Annotated in this window: 16 protein-coding genes; 7 read left to right on the forward strand and 9 right to left on the reverse strand. The window is 44.1% G+C overall.

Annotated features, from left to right (window positions below; translation table 11 throughout):
• Positions 1–168: 168 nt before the first annotated feature.
• The 3 genes from KJB05_RS11125 to KJB05_RS11135 all read left to right on the forward strand — a co-directional run bounded on the left by KJB05_RS11125 (position 169) and on the right by KJB05_RS11135 (position 2,675).
• Positions 169–588: a membrane protein gene (locus KJB05_RS11125; RefSeq protein WP_005442271.1), complete on the forward strand. Its 420-nt coding sequence runs from the start codon at positions 169–171 to the stop codon at positions 586–588.
• An 88-nt stretch (positions 589–676) separates the two neighbouring features.
• The gene (locus KJB05_RS11130; RefSeq protein WP_005442273.1) at positions 677–1,336 is read left to right on the forward strand and encodes a response regulator transcription factor; all 660 of its coding nucleotides are present in this window, start codon (positions 677–679) and stop codon (positions 1,334–1,336) included.
• The gene (locus tag KJB05_RS11135; RefSeq protein WP_005442275.1) at positions 1,326–2,675 is read left to right on the forward strand and encodes an ATP-binding protein; all 1,350 of its coding nucleotides are present in this window, start codon (positions 1,326–1,328) and stop codon (positions 2,673–2,675) included. The genes KJB05_RS11130 and KJB05_RS11135 overlap by 11 nt, the downstream gene beginning before the upstream one ends.
• Here the strand turns inward: KJB05_RS11135 and KJB05_RS11140 are convergent.
• Positions 2,672–4,033, reverse strand: coding sequence for an LssY C-terminal domain-containing protein (locus KJB05_RS11140; RefSeq protein WP_208445477.1), 1,362 nt, complete (start codon positions 4,031–4,033; stop codon positions 2,672–2,674). The genes KJB05_RS11135 and KJB05_RS11140 overlap by 4 nt on opposite strands.
• 14 nt (positions 4,034–4,047) lie before the next feature.
• Positions 4,048–4,782, reverse strand: a complete 735-nt coding sequence (locus KJB05_RS11145) for a glycosyltransferase (protein WP_020194908.1) — start codon at positions 4,780–4,782, stop codon at positions 4,048–4,050.
• Between the two features lie 422 nt (positions 4,783–5,204).
• Here KJB05_RS11145 and rplY point away from each other — a divergent pair, with 422 nt between their 5' ends.
• Positions 5,205–5,483, forward strand: a complete 279-nt coding sequence (gene rplY / locus KJB05_RS11150) for a 50S ribosomal protein L25 (RefSeq protein ID WP_005442281.1) — start codon at positions 5,205–5,207, stop codon at positions 5,481–5,483.
• A 231-nt stretch (positions 5,484–5,714) separates the two neighbouring features.
• Here rplY and KJB05_RS11155 read toward each other — a convergent pair whose 3' ends face one another.
• Complete coding sequence (locus KJB05_RS11155) at positions 5,715–6,230, reverse strand: GNAT family N-acetyltransferase (protein WP_032802687.1); 516 nt, start codon at positions 6,228–6,230, stop codon at positions 5,715–5,717.
• Positions 6,231–6,245: 15 nt separating this feature from the next.
• Positions 6,246–6,950, reverse strand: a complete 705-nt coding sequence (locus KJB05_RS11160; RefSeq protein ID WP_009705811.1) for a GNAT family N-acetyltransferase — start codon at positions 6,948–6,950, stop codon at positions 6,246–6,248.
• Between the two features lie 348 nt (positions 6,951–7,298).
• Here KJB05_RS11160 and ushA point away from each other — a divergent pair, with 348 nt between their 5' ends.
• Positions 7,299–9,002, forward strand: coding sequence for a bifunctional UDP-sugar hydrolase/5'-nucleotidase UshA (gene ushA, locus KJB05_RS11165; protein ID WP_054822706.1), 1,704 nt, complete (start codon positions 7,299–7,301; stop codon positions 9,000–9,002).
• Between the two features lie 446 nt (positions 9,003–9,448).
• Entirely contained in the window at positions 9,449–9,670 is a 222-nt protein-coding gene (locus KJB05_RS11170) for a hypothetical protein (RefSeq protein WP_009705808.1), read from the forward strand.
• Positions 9,671–9,878: 208 nt separating this feature from the next.
• On the opposite strand, the gene KJB05_RS11175 is transcribed toward KJB05_RS11170, so the two are convergent.
• Complete coding sequence (locus KJB05_RS11175) at positions 9,879–10,127, reverse strand: DUF1289 domain-containing protein (RefSeq protein WP_020194912.1); 249 nt, start codon at positions 10,125–10,127, stop codon at positions 9,879–9,881.
• 220 nt (positions 10,128–10,347) lie between these two features.
• On the opposite strand from KJB05_RS11175, the gene KJB05_RS11180 reads away from it, so the two are divergent.
• Positions 10,348–10,794, forward strand: a complete 447-nt coding sequence (locus KJB05_RS11180; RefSeq protein ID WP_020194913.1) for an META domain-containing protein — start codon at positions 10,348–10,350, stop codon at positions 10,792–10,794.
• A 106-nt stretch (positions 10,795–10,900) separates the two neighbouring features.
• Here the strand turns inward: KJB05_RS11180 and KJB05_RS11185 are convergent, their stop codons facing one another.
• The 4 genes from KJB05_RS11185 to KJB05_RS11200 form a co-directional block, all read right to left on the reverse strand.
• Positions 10,901–12,391 carry a SulP family inorganic anion transporter gene (locus KJB05_RS11185; protein ID WP_208445476.1) on the reverse strand — a complete coding sequence of 497 codons (1,491 nt, stop codon included), beginning with the start codon at positions 12,389–12,391 and terminating at the stop codon, positions 10,901–10,903.
• A gap of 329 nt (positions 12,392–12,720) precedes the next feature.
• The gene (locus KJB05_RS11190) at positions 12,721–13,389 is read right to left on the reverse strand and encodes a hypothetical protein (protein ID WP_208445475.1); all 669 of its coding nucleotides are present in this window, start codon (positions 13,387–13,389) and stop codon (positions 12,721–12,723) included.
• 167 nt (positions 13,390–13,556) lie between these two features.
• Positions 13,557–14,153, reverse strand: coding sequence for a response regulator (locus KJB05_RS11195; protein WP_208445474.1), 597 nt, complete (start codon positions 14,151–14,153; stop codon positions 13,557–13,559).
• Positions 14,143–15,948 (reverse strand): sensor histidine kinase, encoded by a 1,806-nt coding sequence (locus KJB05_RS11200; protein ID WP_032802684.1) that lies wholly within the window; start codon positions 15,946–15,948, stop codon positions 14,143–14,145. Before KJB05_RS11200 ends, KJB05_RS11195 begins: the two co-directional genes overlap by 11 nt.
• Positions 15,949–16,198 lie beyond the last annotated feature (250 nt).

Here is a 16,198-nt window from a genome sequence, read left to right on the forward strand (position 1 = left end):
TCCGACCAGTGCCTAATTACTGTTAAATCTCTCTATAAGCCATTTAAATTACAGAAATTATTTTTTTATCGTAACGAAGGTAGAAAAATTTGAACTCGATTTCGTATTCACTTTCCATTCATGTACGAGCCGATATAATTTTGCTAACTCTCCGAAAAAGGCTTTGCTATGTCTACATCCTTCACACCACGCAAGCTGCCTGTGCTGCTAGGTTTAGTACCGCTTTTATTGTCTGCACCAAGCTTTGCGTCTCACCATGATCATCATGATGACAAAGACGGTCATGCCATTGTTCGTGACGTTGAAAAACCAGGAACACGAATTGAGTTCGATGAAGATCAGGATGAAGTCTACCGCGCCGTTCAGAAAGGCTATATTCGCCCTTTCTCTGATATGTATGAAGCAGTGGAGAATGATCTGTATGGGCGTATTATTAAAGTAGAACTTGAAGAAGACGATGATGAGTGGGTATACGAGCTGAAAATCCTGTTCAATGACAGCGTAATCAAAGTGGAATACGACGCAGCAACACTGGAAATGCTCGAAATCAAAGGTCGTAACTTTAATAAAGCACTCAAGCCACAGTAATCAATCACAAGCACTGGTTACTAACAACCTGATCACTCATAACCTGATCATTCATAAATAGTCACTAAGCATAATAAGAAGAAAGAATATGAAAATACTTGTTGTCGAAGATGAACCTCGCTTAGGCGAACAGATTTTAGAAACGTTGGAAAACAATGGCTGGGTGCCAGAGCTTTCTCAAGATGGCATCGATGCTTTATATCGCGCCACCTCTGAAGAATGGGATGCGATCGTACTCGACCTTGGTTTACCAAAACTCGATGGTTTGACGGTTCTAAAAGGCATTCGAGACGAAAACATTAATACACCTGTGGTGATTTTGAGTGCTCGTGACACTCTATCTCAACGTGTTGAAGGTTTGAATGCAGGTGCCGACGATTATCTGACTAAGCCATTTGAAATGGTGGAACTTACTGCACGTCTCCGCGCTCAACTGCGTCGTGCTTCAGGTAACGCATCACCCGTCATGCAGATTGGTGATTTAAGCTTAGATACGCGCTCATCAAAAGTTCTATGGCAAGGCCAAGCTGTCAGCTTAACCGCGCTAGAGTACAAAGTGGTGGCGTACTTCATGCACAACCCTGAAAAAGTCATTTCCCGTACCGAGTTGGTCGAGCACATTTATAAGCAAGATTTCGACCGCGACTCAAACACCATTGAAGTGTTCATTGGTCGTATTCGTAAGAAAATCGCACCGAAAATCATCAAGACCGTTCGTGGCTTGGGGTATCAACTGAATGCCGAATAAAGCAAGGCCTTCTATACACGTACTTAAGCGGCTCAGTATTAAGAGTCGCTTAGTTTTAGCTGCGGTCGTTTGGCTGACCGCAATGATCCTTGCTGCTGGCGTAACAATCCCGACTCAAGTTTATAGCTACATGGTAGACGACACTCGTTCGCAATTGAATGTTTACATGGACGAAATCGCCGCCCAACTTGAAGTCGACAGCAAAGGCAAACTCACCCTCCCTACCCAACTTTCCGACCCAAGATTTAGCCGCCCTTATAGTGGCTTATACTGGAGCGCTTCTACCGAGACGAGCTTAGAACGCTCTCGCTCTCTGTGGGACAAAAAAATCGAATACAAAGGCTTGGATAAAGATGCTTTTGGCGCGCGCGATGAAAAGCTCATCACGTTGAAAAAGACCCTTTACCTGCCTGATTATGACGGCCCTATTGATGTCATCATCGGTATCGACGAGGACCCAATTGAAGGCACGATTCAATCTTTAACTGGGCAACTTTGGATTATCTTGGGATTGCTGTTTGCTGGCGTACTCGCCGTTATCTTGCTGCAAATCGCGTGGTCATTAAGCCCGTTGACCAAGTTACAAAGAGAATTGGCCGAACTGAAATCCGGCAATAAAAAAGGGCTAGAAGAAGAGTACCCGAAAGAAATTTCGCCGTTAATCTCAGACCTCAACGCCCTGCTCTTCCATTATCAAGAACTGCTTGAGCGTGCTCGTAACCATGCCGGGAACTTGTCTCATGCGCTTAAAACGCCGCTTTCGGTTTTGAAAAACGAAGTGCAAACCTTAAAGCCCGAAGAGCAAGATCGCTTGAACGCGCCAATCACGCAGATTCAGCAGCACATCGACTATCACTTAGGTCGTGCTCGTATGGCAGGCTCAATGAACATCCTTTCGGTGAAATCGAACCCTTCGGAGCGAGTTGATGCCATTTCAATGGCGTTTGATAAAGTCTATGCGCACCGTGATGTCACATTGATTAACGAGCTCGATTCTGAACTGAATGTGGCAGTAGAGAAGACTGACCTTGATGAGATGGTGGGTAACTTGCTAGAAAACGGCTACAAATGGGCAAACAGCATCATTCGTGTTCATTCAACCTTGGACAAAGACAACATTCACATCGTTATTGAAGACGATGGTCCGGGGATTCCTGCAGAGCAACTATGCCAAGTAATTAAGCGCGGTTACCGACTGGATGAAACCACTCCGGGTTCTGGATTGGGTTTGAATATAGTGAATGAAATGGCACACAGTTACCGAGGCCAACTTGAACTCTCAGAAAGTAAAATGGGCGGTTTAAAAGCCACCCTTATTTTGCAAAAGAGTCGAGCTTAAATCACATCCGGTGATAACTCTGAAATGGCACTTATCGATACTTCATCGTTAGGTGCCATTTTTGTATCTGAGCTCTGATTAAGCACATTGAAAGCAAGTGAAGGCTCGCTAATCAACAATACATTCCCATCTGAGTAATAGTCATGTTTATTGTCCATTGCGACAGGTTGCGCCAACGAATGTAATTCCCCTACTAAGGCTAGATGACTCATTTCAATTTGATTCGCCAGACGGTCTCTTTCATTGTCTACGTTTGGATCAATCCGATGCAACACGGTAACAATACCGGAGTAATGCGCTAATTTGAGTCCATCATCATAGCTTATCGCCCCAACCCAAACCGACTGATTTGAGCTTGCCTCGTGCCCTGCTTGCCACCAGCGTACATGAGAGCGCTTAAGTAAGCTTCCGGGTTCTTGAAATGCCATCGCTTGTGGTTTGCCATTCCAAAACAAATCCGACACAGGAGGCAGCTTTTGCTTCAACAAACTCACATAATCAGACAACTCAATGTCGTTTCTTGAGAATGTTTGATTTTCCAGCCAACCGAGTTCTTGCATTAAGGTTCTCGGTGATTCACCGACGTAGACCAAATTTACGGCCTGAGCGTCAAATACATTTGAACGTCCTGGATACACTTTAAAACCAAGATCGTTAAACGCGATTGGTTGAATCTCAGTGGACTCGACTTGCTGAACATTATCGTCAGCAAGATAGAAAAAATGACCATAGTTTGCAGCAACCAAACACAGCACTAATGCCGTCAGTGATTTGGTCCACTTGCGTGACCAATTCTTTTTCCACGCAACAACGGTAAATGTCACAGCCACCAATACCGAAGCGATAAGAAGTTTATGTTCGATTAAGATTAACTTTAGGGAATCCAGTGGCAACCAAGTTTGTAAACCTGCAGCAAGCAAGTATCCAGCAATAACAAATTGCCCAACACCGAGTATCAAACCTATTGATGAACAGACAGTAAAGCGCTTCCAACTCACGTTCACCGAACCGGCCATAAATGGCACGACCCAAGCGACGGGGCCTAGTAGGCGTGCAAAGATCAAAATGGCGTTACCACGCTTTTTCATCAGCAAGCGACAACGGGCAATTGGGCGCTTCGTCTTAACTTGCCAACGAATCAGCTTTCTCTGAGCTTCAGAACCCGAACGTTTACCAATAAAGTAACTGAGTTGATCACCAAGCCAACCACCAATGAGGACGGCGATTACGCCCCAGATGATGCCTTGGTGTAATTGATAGCCCGCAGCGAGCAGAAACGGCTCGCCCGGGACAAAGAGATTAGGTCCAATCGTCGCATCCAGAAATGCCCCGAAGAACAGACTGATCGCTTCCAGCATGCAGCCTCCGACGATTATGAGTGTTGATCTTTATAGTGGCCGAATTTGTACTCCATCTCGTTGTTGCGCATTTCCCCAAAAAAGAATCGACGCACATTGGCTTTGAAATAGGTCATGCCCATTTTAAAGAAACCATCTTGCTCCAAACGACGCGGATCGAATTCGAACGTCATTGGTAAAAAGCGGAATCGCCATGTTTTTGAAGCGCGTTTCACGTAATCACAATCTTCGCAAAGCGTAATAGACTCATCAAAGCCGTTTATCTCTTTGTGCGCACGCTTGGTAGAGAAAATGCAAGCACCTACCGCAGTTGGGAATGTGTACTGAGTAATAAACAAACCCGCGTTAAACATGCCATAGCCTAGCTTGTGCGCCATTGGTAAGTCTTTGGCGCCCATATAGACACCTGCAACTTCTAACTTCGCATCTTCTAACTTGCTCATTGCACGACTTAGAAAATCGCTTGGCAAACGTACGTCTGCATCCAAGAAAAGAATACGTTCGTATTTCGCCAACTCTGCCCCCGTGTTACGTCCTAAGCTGACACCACGAGTCTCCATTTGATGAACGGTAAGTTCTGGTAATGAGCTTTCGTAAGCTTGTGCAACTTCACGTGTCGAATCTTCGCTGTTCGAGTCCACCACGATCACTTCAAAGTTCTGGTGAGTTTGTTTGGTTAAGTCTTCAAGTAGTCGACCAATACGTTTTTCTTCATTGAGGGTAATAATCACGATACTGATAGGATTCATAATGTGCTCCATTGAGGTTGTCCGTTTATTTACGATGGAGAATAGAACCGACTGACTTAACGGTTACTGAGGTCAACATTCATTTTGCGTTCATTTTGTGAATAACAGATGTCGTTAATGAATGAATTAACTTGGGAAGAGGATTGAGTCCTAGGCAAATAAAAACGTGCTGACAAAGAGCCAAATAGGTTAAAATCAGCGCAATGCGAACAAAGTTTTGCCGACACCACAAAACAGACACTCTTCTTGACGAAGAATTACTGGCTTTTTGGTGATTTAGGTACAATTTTGGTTGCTGAATGTAGAGCAGGATGATAGTATCCGCGCTCGCTTGAACAGTTCCTGTTTCAAGCTTTACTACGAACACAAGGTCGCATTGTGTTTGTAAAGTTTTATTTTTTACTAATTTGAGAGTAAATACTATGAAATTCGAAGCAGTAGTACGTACTGAACTAGGTAAAGGTGCGAGCCGCCGCCTACGTCACGCTGGCAAATTCCCTGCAGTTGTATACGGCGGTGAAGCAGCAGCAGTTGCTATCGTTCTTAACCACGACGACATCGTTAACCAAATGGACAAGCCTGAGTTCTACGAAGGTATCGTTCTAGTGATCGACGGCGCTGAAGTTAAAGTTAAGCCACAAGACGTTCAACGTCACGCTTACAAGCCAAAAGTTGAGCACATGGACTTCATCCGTATCTAATTCCCCACCAAGGAATTAACGGATAAAATCCAAACCTTTTGCATAAAGATTATCGGACTTACCAACCGAGATATCTAAAAAATTTCAAAACCCCGGAGACTTACCACCTCCGGGGTTTTACTATTTAGGGTAAACGTAAATCTCCCCTACACTTAGAGTCTGATAAACGACTCTCTATTCAACCAAGCTTTACATTGGGCATTTCAGTTCAGACAAATATGAGCTTAAGCACTAGGTTCGCGCTATATACTTCACCAATGTGACGTCATTTAGCGTCATATCATCAATAACCTCGGCCTCTTCCTCTCCAGAGCGTACAAAACCGCACTTCTTATAGAAATTCAGCCCCTGTTTATTGGTATCTAACGCCTTAAGGCTAATCTGCATCACAGGCGTTGAGAGCAATCTTGTTTCTAACTCATCAATCAATGCACTGCCAGCACCCTGCCCGTAATATAAAGGGGATACATAGCAACAGGTTACAATCGCCGTCTTATCTTCACTTGAATGATTAGGTAGTTCATAACTCAGAAAACCGACAATCTCTTTTTGTTTTTCGACAACGATGAGGTTTGCCAGTTGTTCCGTCATCACTCGCGTCCACATACGTTCTCGACGCTCTCGGGTGAACTGGTCAATGTAGCTTTGCGGCATCAACCCTCTGTAAGCAACTTGCCAGGAATCAACGTGTATCTTGGCGATATAACTCGCTTCGTCTCTCACTGCATTTCTAACTGTATATCCCATTGCTTGCCTTTCTCGTTATTCCTGAGTAAACACCCTCTGACGGCTGTACGCTTCAAAACCTAATGACTGGCACAGCTTTATTGAGATCGTATTTTCAATATTTACTCGATACCTAATTGTGCGCTGCCTAGTCTTCACTTCATTAATTAAGTGGCCAAGCAGCCGTTTCCCATAACCTTTCCCTCTCGAATTTGGGGAAACTAATATGGACAAAGACTCGAATGGTTCCTTTCCTTGATAACAGTATGAAGCAAGCACAGCGACCAGTTCTTTGTTATCGAAGATGCCATAGAAAAAATGGCTATCGAGGTCAAAATCCGCCTTTAAAATATCTTCTTCACTTTCACGACTTAAAAAGGATTCGAGCAACTCACGATCCGACTCAATAGAAAGAGAAATCACTTCGTCGTCTTTGTTGACGTTATCGTCATTAAATAAATAGTAGTCGACATCGTCGTATTCACAGAACAATTGCTTGTTATTTAATTTTCTCTCCAGCTCATTGGTCTGAAAATGTTTAATTCTTTCCCATAAACTTGGAGGACAGGATATATACGTACAGGCGTCAGATTGGTATAAAAATACAGCACAAAGATCGGAGAACTTTTGCCAATAATGTGGGTCATAAGAATAGCCGTTGTACAAATTACCGTTCACGTTGAACAGTTTCTGCCATGAGCAATCGATTTCTGCGGCAAGCGCGGTTGTTTTTTTGAGCATCCCTTCCTCTCAACACAGCGTACAGAAAAGTATAACTATTTGTTTCTTTGGCATTAAGAAGACATGAATTTGGCAAAATAATCACCAAAGTTTGCTTTATATCTCACCAAAACGCGTATTGATTCACATAAACAAAATGCATTCAATTAAACCGCTCACACTTTTAATTCAATAATGGATCAAACCTTTACTAAATACGATTTCTGTTTATTTATCGACATGCTTTGCAGTGCCGTAATTTCCCTTATTCAACAAAACTATAAATAAGAAGTAGATCACTAAAGTTTCACACTATTTCCGTATATTGCACGCCGTAACAATAACAAAATCACAAAGAAAGGATCCCTTATGAAGTTTTCCAAATCCCTTTTGGTACTTTCGGTCGGCGCTGCGCTAGCAGGATGTGGCTCAGACAGCGACAACTCTCCAGTGACCTGTGACACAGCAGACTCATGTACTAAGTTCACGGTTCTACACACTAACGATAACCACGGTCGTTTCTGGCACAACAGTGATGGCGAGTACGGCATGGCTGCTCGTAAAACGCTTATCGAGTCTATTCGTGCAGAAGTTGCTGCAAACGGCGGTGAGAGTATTCTTCTATCTGGTGGTGACATCAACACAGGTGTACCAGAGTCAGATATGCAAGATGCAGTACCAGACTTCGTAGGTATGAACCTGATTGGTTACGATGCAATGGCAGTGGGTAACCACGAATTCGATAACTCTCTAGATGTTCTAGACATGCAAGCTGAGCTAGCAGACTTCCCTATGCTAGCAGCGAACATCTACAAGAAAGATGCAGACGGTAAAGTAACTGATGAGCGTTACTTCGCCCCTTACAAAGTATTCACGATTAACGGCCTTAAAGTAGCGGTAATCGGTCTTACAACAAAAGACACAGCGAAACTGGTAAACCCAGACAACGTTGCTGATATCTACTTCGAAGATCCACAAGTTGAAATCCAAAAAGTACTTGCAGAAATCGAAGCAAACGAAAAAGTTGACCTAGTATTCGCTACAACTCACATGGGCCACTACCAAGATGGTCAACACGGCAGCGAAGCACCTGGTGATGTTCTACTTGCACGTTCTCTTGAAGAAGGTGAGCTAGACGCGATCATCGGTGGCCACTCTCAAAACCCTGTATGTATGGAGCCAGGTACCAATAACTACGCTGACTTCAAACCAGGTGATGACTGTACGCCAGATCAACAAAACGGTACTTACATCATGCAAGCGCATGAGTGGGGTAAATACGTAGGTCGTGCAGACTTCGAATACTACGATGGCAAACTTCACCTAGCGAACTACGCTCTGATCCCTGTGAACCTTCTTGATGATAACGATGAAGTTATCGGTGAATACATCAAGCACGATGCGACAGTGAAATCGATCCTTCTACCTTACCAACAACAAGGTCAAGACCTGCTAGATGAAGTGATCTCAGCAACTGACGGTAAACTTGAAGGTGACCGTAGTGTTGTTCGTTCTGAGCAAACTAACCTTGGTCACCTACTGGGTGAAGCGTACCGTACTTATGAGCTAGTTAACGCTGACTTCGGTGTAATGAACTCAGGTGGTGTGCGTGATTCAATCCAAACTGGCGACATCACTTACCGCGACGTACTAACGGTACAACCTTTTGGTAACTTCGTAACTAAAGCGACCATGACGGGTGCAGAAGTGAAAGAGTACCTAGACGTAGTTGCAACTAAGTCAGCGGGTTCTGGTGCTTACGCTCAACTGGATAACATCAAACTATCTGTTAACTGTGACGAAAGTGACGTAACGATTACTGAAATCAACAATAAAGCTTTCGATCCAGCAGCGACGTACACCTTCTCTGTAATCAGCTTCAGCGCAGCGGGCGGCGATGACTACCCGATCATTGATGTTGAATCTACTCAGCTAACAGATGCTTATGTGCTACGTGAGTTCTTTGCTAAGAACCCTCAGATTTCAGCAGATGATTTCAAGAAAAACCTAGGCAACATCCAGTACTTCAGCAACGGTCAGCCAGTGAAAGGTTGTCCTGCTTCTGGTAGCTAATCTATCTAGACATTGTCTACACTTAGACGTTGACAGCCATTCGGTTGCATAACAATCGAAACAAAGGCGTGTCAGACTGACTCTAAGACCAATCGGAGCCCAAGTGGCTCCGGTTTTTTTATTGGCGCTAAATCTCTGATAAAACGCCACCTTCACAAATCGTTCAAAAAATGTTCACTTGTGTTATTGACGCCCCTGTGTGCGGCTTCTATGTTTGATAAGGTCTTTCAAATATGCAGATTCATTAACTGAGTTTTTGGAGTCATTTTTGATTCATGCAGCCAATGATTCTGAGAAAGACGTGAATGGCGTTACAAACACTGCTCTCAAACAATTTGTCTCTCAGACTTCAAACGAAGGCGATGGGCTTCTACGCTCACGCCAATGAGCAGCGATATGAACGCCAATGTGTTCAAACTGCTGCCATCGAGTTCTGGAGGTCAAAAATGAAACGAGCCAGCAACAGCTATAGACTGCAATTAATTAAAGAAGTGGTTACTCGTAGAGAGCGCGAATCGTGTACTGATCCAATGGCAAACTATATCCACCGACTGATGGATGAAATGCCAGCGAGTAAACTAGAGGTTGAACAAAACCACCGCTTTGCCGGGAGTCACTTCGACGAACAAGCAGGAGGCTGGGTAAGCGACCAATGGTCTTTAAAATAACGCCAAACGCTCACTCTTTTGGGCGAGAAAATGGATAGGAACTTCCCGGCTCTTATGGATGAGCCTCTCAGACTGGGCCGGGAATAGTTGTTGAACTGGACAATCAATAGGTAAATAAGTCGATAAATTGGTTAGCTAAGCCGATAGAATAGGTGCTCAGCCGACGAATAGATATGACAGTTTAGATAGCGAAAACCAAAGCCAACCATCAGAACAAATCTTGTTGCGGTGACAAATCATCTTTAGGCAGCTCTGCCTTCCCCTTTCCTGCCAGTACTTTTCTTCTATACCGCTGACGGCATAACTTAATCACGTGCAACTGCTGCGCTGGGGTAAAGCTCAGCCAATTAAACCGCTCTTCTCTTTTACGCATACATCCTTTGCAATAGCCCTTTTCGTCTGAGGTACATACTCCGACACAAGGACTCGGGACGGTAAAAAACTCCAGTTGCTCCATGCTCAACCCGTTCTTTAGTTATCTCATCGAGACCCGATTCACTTATAGTCGAATAACTGTAAGAAATTTCGAAGTTTTCTGTGAATTTCAATACCGGGAATGGGATCTCTGTTATAAAATACGCTGTGTTTAAAAACATACGAAACCATAACCGTATGCTGACAAAAACAGTGTTTTATTACCTATACTTACCACGTTTTCTAAAAACGGAGTCAATAAAATGAAGCTTAGCCTAAAAACGTTAGTAGCAGCAATCTCTCTTCCAGTTCTAATGACTGCATGCGCTAGCAACGGTGATAATGTGAAAGAAATTACGGCTCAGGATCTACAGCACCACAACTGGGAGCTGGTTCAAATCGATGGCAAAAACATCGCATTGGAAGAACAACAAAAAGCCCCTCGTCTAGAAATCGGTGAAAACCTAACGGCGAACGGCAACGCAGGTTGTAACAACTTCTTCGGTCAAGCTGAACTGAAAGACAACCAACTACGCATTGAAAAAATGGGCATGACCATGATGATGTGTGTAGGCGATCAAATGAAGATTGAAAAAGTAATGTCTGAAACGCTTTCTGATTGGAGCGACGTTACTCTGACTGACCAAGGTCTAGTACTTAAAAACGCAGATCACGAACTAACGTTCACACTGCGTGAGTGGGTGAACTAATCATAACTTGAGTTTTAGAGCGGTTTTAAAACCTTAGTGTGTAAACCAATCGCCTCTGAATACATAAGTTCCTAAAAAAGCAGCCTTTTGGCTGCTTTTTTTGTTTCTAGTGTCCCATACCTTGTTTAGCAAGCTTTTCCGGATCATCATAAATCGCATGGCGATCAATCATATCCAGCGTTGCTTCATTCATTCCTCTCACAGCGACAATAGAGCCACCTTTTCGGAACTTGATGATCGCTTTATCTAATGCAGATATTGCCGTGATATCCCAAAAATGCGCATCGGATAAATCTATCGTGATGTACTTAGTCGCATTCTCGAAATCAAACATATCGGTAAAGCTGTAAGCAGAAACGAAAAAGATCTGGCCGTGTACTTTGTGAATCGTATGGTCATTATCAATGATGACCTCATCCGATACCTTCATTAAGGTGCGACTTTGATTCACGTAAAACACACACGCAAGCAAAACGCCGACTAAGACGCCAATCGCGAGGTTATGAGTCGCAACAACAGCAATGACGGTGGATACCATGATCACGTTAGTTGGTAAACTGTGCTTACGCATCTCTGCAAGAGAGCGCCAAGAAAACGTGCTGATAGAGACCATGATCATCACAGCAACCAAAGCAGCCATCGGTATTTGCTTAAGGTAATCTCCTAAGAACACCACCATAATCAGCAAAAACACACCCGCACAGAGCGTAGACAAGCGTGTTCTGCCACCAGATTGAATGTTGATCATCGATTGACCAATCATCGCGCATCCGGCCATGCCACCAAACAGTGACGCCACCATATTCGCAATGCCCTGCCCTTTACACTCATCATTCTTTTCGCTTTCCGTATCAGTAAGCTCATCAACGATCGACGCCGTCATAAGAGACTCCAACACACCAACAATGGCGAGTGCTAACGAATACGGGAAAATTATTTGGAGCGTTTCAAGGTTGAAGGGAATATCGGGAATCATGAACACAGGGAGCGAATCGGGCAAATCCCCCATATCTCCAACCGTTCGGATATCGATATCAAACATCAACGCAATCACCGTCACCGAGATAATGCACACCAATGGAGAAGGCAGCATTTTTCCGATTTTTGGTAAGTATGGAAACAGATATATAATGGCTAATCCTAACGCAGTCAGCGCATAAACTGGCCAAGAAACGTTCGTCAGTTCAGGCAGTTGAGCCATAAAGATCAAGATAGCCAAAGCGTTAACGAACCCCGTCATGATCGACTTGGATACAAAACGCATTAGGTCCCCTAGTCTCAAATACCCAATCAATAATTGAAGTACGCCAGCGAAAAAAGAAGCCGCTAACAGATACTGCAAACCATGATCTTTGACTAAGGTGGTCATTAATAGCGCCATCGCTCCTGTCGCCGCGGAAATCATTCCGGACCTTGAGCCTGTGAACGCAATAACGACACATATTGAAAACGAGGCGTATAGACCAACTTTAGGGTCAAGTCCCGCGATAATAGAGAATGCGATAGCTTCTGGTATAAGTGCCAGCGCTACAACAACTCCTGATAAACAATCTCCTTTAATGTTGTTGAACCAAGTATCTTTTGTAAATTTAAACATAAATCTCTCATAAACGTATTGCCTTAGTTGGTGCATTGCGCACGGTGAAGGGAGTGATGCAAACGCATCTGAGAGATCGTTCTAAGGCGGACTAATGAGCAAAAAGCACCTTCCTTTTCCTGTTGATGAGCCGAAAAATGAGGACAAACAGCGAGTGCTCCCCTCAAAAGAAGTGTGCTTTATATCACTATAAAAATGTAAATTGTAATCAATTCTTACAAAACGAAGTCAATAATCCCACAGAAAGCCACAAAAAAACGCCTCACAAAGGAAGCGTTCTTATCATCTCTATGCCTTACAGGATAAGGGATTATCGCGAAAACCCGTTTTTAGAATGACTGCTGAGAGTAACCCTCTCCATCAAAGCCACTTAATTGCTCATAAGCTTTGGAAAGAATGGCAATACCAACAATCGTGACAAAGAAGCTTAAAAGACTCATCAGGAAAGGAAGCTGTAAAAACGCAAGTGGAGACATAGCCAAACCAAACAGAAGCGGCACAATAACCACAACGCTCATCATGTACCAGGTATGGCCTTTAGTAAGATTCCACGCGTAAGGAAAAGAAACACCTTTACCAATCGCGATGGCAGGAAAAACCAAGACTAATCGACAACACACAACGCTTAACGCTAATAGCGCGATAGCTGCTAGGACAAGATTAATCATCGCGAAAATCGCAGCCACTGCGACCACCGCTACCGTCATGGCTGAGTAGTGGCCGATAAACCACATTTCGATTTTTCCAAACGTGAAACGTCCCCACTGCGGCACAGACTGAGGACCTTTCAAAATGATGCTGTGAACGTTGATTGCAACGATTGCAGATAAAAGAGCCATCAAGATCTGAACAAGAATAGAAGCGACATCCCCTTGCGCTGAGTTCAGTACAAGATCCAGCATCAGAGAAAGGAGAATGGGTAACGCCGTTGCTTTCGCAATAGCCTGTTTATTTTCACTCAATGAAGAGAAAGCGCTTTTAACGGTATCGACAAACATAGTTGGATTCTAATTAAGAGTAAGGTTTATTCTGGTTACTGATGTTATCTTCCAGATAGTAAATGAGCAAACCTTTCCCTAATTATCATTGAGTTACCGTATTTACTTCGACCTGGATAGGTTCAATTAGCCACAATTATGCGCTTTGTTCACCAAATACGGCTTTGTTAGATTAAATGTCCAACTTTACGAATCAGTACAGCAAGGCTTTCCGCTTCGAGTTTCTTCATCACGTTGGAACGGTGTACTTCAATCGTTCGCAGAGAGACACACAACAAATCCGCCATCTCTTGGTTTTTCATCCCTTTCACCACTAAGCCAAGCACTTCTCTTTCACGCTTAGTCAGATTCTGTAGAACTTGTTTTGCTCCGAGCTTTTCACAGTTTTTGATCGACTGTGCCATCGCATCGTCTACGGCGACCACCAGAGCGTTGCCATCAACCGGCTTTTGGAAGAAATCTAACGCACCATCTTTGAGTGCATCCACCGCCATCGGGATGTCGCCGTGCCCTGTCAGGTAAATCACACTGATTGGACTGAACTTCTCGTTCATGAAGTGGTGAACGTCTTGGCCTCGCATCTCTGGCATGCGGCTATCAAGCAAAACGCAACCGGGTGATGATAAATCGGCATTATCGAGAAACGCTATCCCGCTAGAGAAAGTCTCAACCTCATAACCATAGCTTTCCAACATAAATGCCATGGATTCCAATACTGGCTCTTCATCATCAACGATATAGAGCGGACAAAGGTTACGACTCATGACAAGCCTCCTGATACGGTAATACAATGGTCACCTGACACCCCGTTGGCTCAATTGACCTAAATTGAATGCTGCCTTGGTGGGCATCAAGCACATCACGACAAATCGCCAAACCTAACCCCAGCCCATTCTCTTTGGTGGTGTAGAAGGCTTGATCAAGTGGCGTGCTCTCTTCTTCAATACCAATTCCGTTATCGGTCACATCAATGATGACCATCTCATCACAAAAACTGACGTGCAGATCCACGTACAAATCTTTTCGTTTCGGTGAATGGCTCAAACAGGCGTCTTTGGCATTGTTCAGAACATTAAGAATGACTTGCTGCAAACCAGTCACGTCGGCAAACACTTTTTGCGGTTCGCCGGAGTACAGCACGCCAAGTTGGATACGATGGCGCTGAAATTCGTAATCCACCAGCTTCATCGCTTCTTCGATCAAGAAAGGTAAATCTACCCAGCTCTTTTCAATCGGCGTTTTGTTTATCAAGCTACGAAGGCGCTGAATAATGTCGCTCGCGGACGTAACTTGTTGTTGAATCTTATCTAGGATTGGCGACATTTCTTCAGCTGTCGCGCCCCGCTCCATTCGCACTTTCGCGCCCTGACTGTAATTCTTGATTGCGGCAAGTGGTTGATTGATTTCATGCGCAAGGCTACTCCCTAGCTCACCAACAATGGTAATTCGCTGAGCATGCTCAAGCATCGAGCTCTTGCGACGCAAATCGTTCATCGTTGCTTGTAGCTCTTCTCGGCTGCGTTTGAATTTCCACTCCAACCAAAAGTGATAGCCCGTTAAGAGCAACAGAGTCAGCAAAGAGGCCATCGCAATCGCTTGGTTCTTATGCAGCCATTCTTGCGCTTTTTGCCCCCAAGATTTTTGTAATGGGTGCATGTCTAAGTGCTTGTAGACTTTATCTACATTGATGCTCGGCGCTGGCAACATCCATCCCACGTTATTCGCAGCAATCGCTGCTGGGTGCTCTTCGGGCATTGCGAACAAGGTTTGCGCCACCATTTGCCCCACATCCGCAGGCGCTCGCTCTGTCATTGCCATCGTCCAGTTTGGGTACAAAGGTGTACTTACCGCACAAACAGAATCGGCAGGACGCTTTTCATTTAGAACGCGCAGGTTATGCAGTTGAATACGCCCCTCTTTCGCCATGTTCTCCAGAGTACAAGCTGGCACGATCGCGACATCAAGATCATTCTTGATCACGTCCAAAATCAGTTGATCAGTCGGCGGGCCAGTAAAATGGATCTTTTCGAAAAAAGAAGAGTTGAAGTAACCCAATTTGTCGAGCTCGTAACGCAGGGCTAAGAATCCACCAAACGCTTTTTCTGATACTGCCGCAACGTTCGCTTTATTGATGTCACGCAGCGTTTTGTATGGTGAAGCTTCACGCACTACAACGACAGATGCGATCGATTTATTTGGCAAATTACTATAGGCAGTTTTCTGCGTTGCCAACCAGTTGATTGGGTATTCACGAGCAAGCTTGGTCGCCTGCCCCGGACTGGTCAGGATGAAATCGAGCCAACCGTGCAAAAACGCGTCTTCGAGTTGGTCAAAGTCGTAAGTATGTAAGTTGAATTTATAACCGGGATTTTGAGCCTCTAACCAATCCAAAGTCGGTTGCCATGCTTCTCGCGCATGTGCGTGCCCACGCAGTGCTAATACACCGACGTCATAAATCATTCTTTGTGTTTTTTGCTCGTCCGAAAAACTAAAAGAAGAGAAGAAGAGGGAAACAAGGAGTATCAACCGGACGAATTTATGAGAATGGTTATTAATCACTTAATAAATAATATGAAAATTTGTTTGTAGCACATTTTACCATCACATCCCCCTATCAGTTTGTTGCTTTAGATCAATTCGGATTCATTATTGTGGGAAACCACAATACCCCCTAAGTATCGATTTCCTCAAAATGCCTACCAACAAAGGGCTAGATGCGAATGCACTCTTTAAGAGTGTTAATACACCATGAACACTTATGAAAAATTACAAAGTTCATGCGTCTTCTTCCTAGCTGCAAAAAATTCTA

The organism is Vibrio sp. B1ASS3, from assembly GCF_905175355.1.
In the GTDB taxonomy this organism is placed as follows: Bacteria; Pseudomonadota; Gammaproteobacteria; order Enterobacterales; family Vibrionaceae; genus Vibrio; species Vibrio owensii.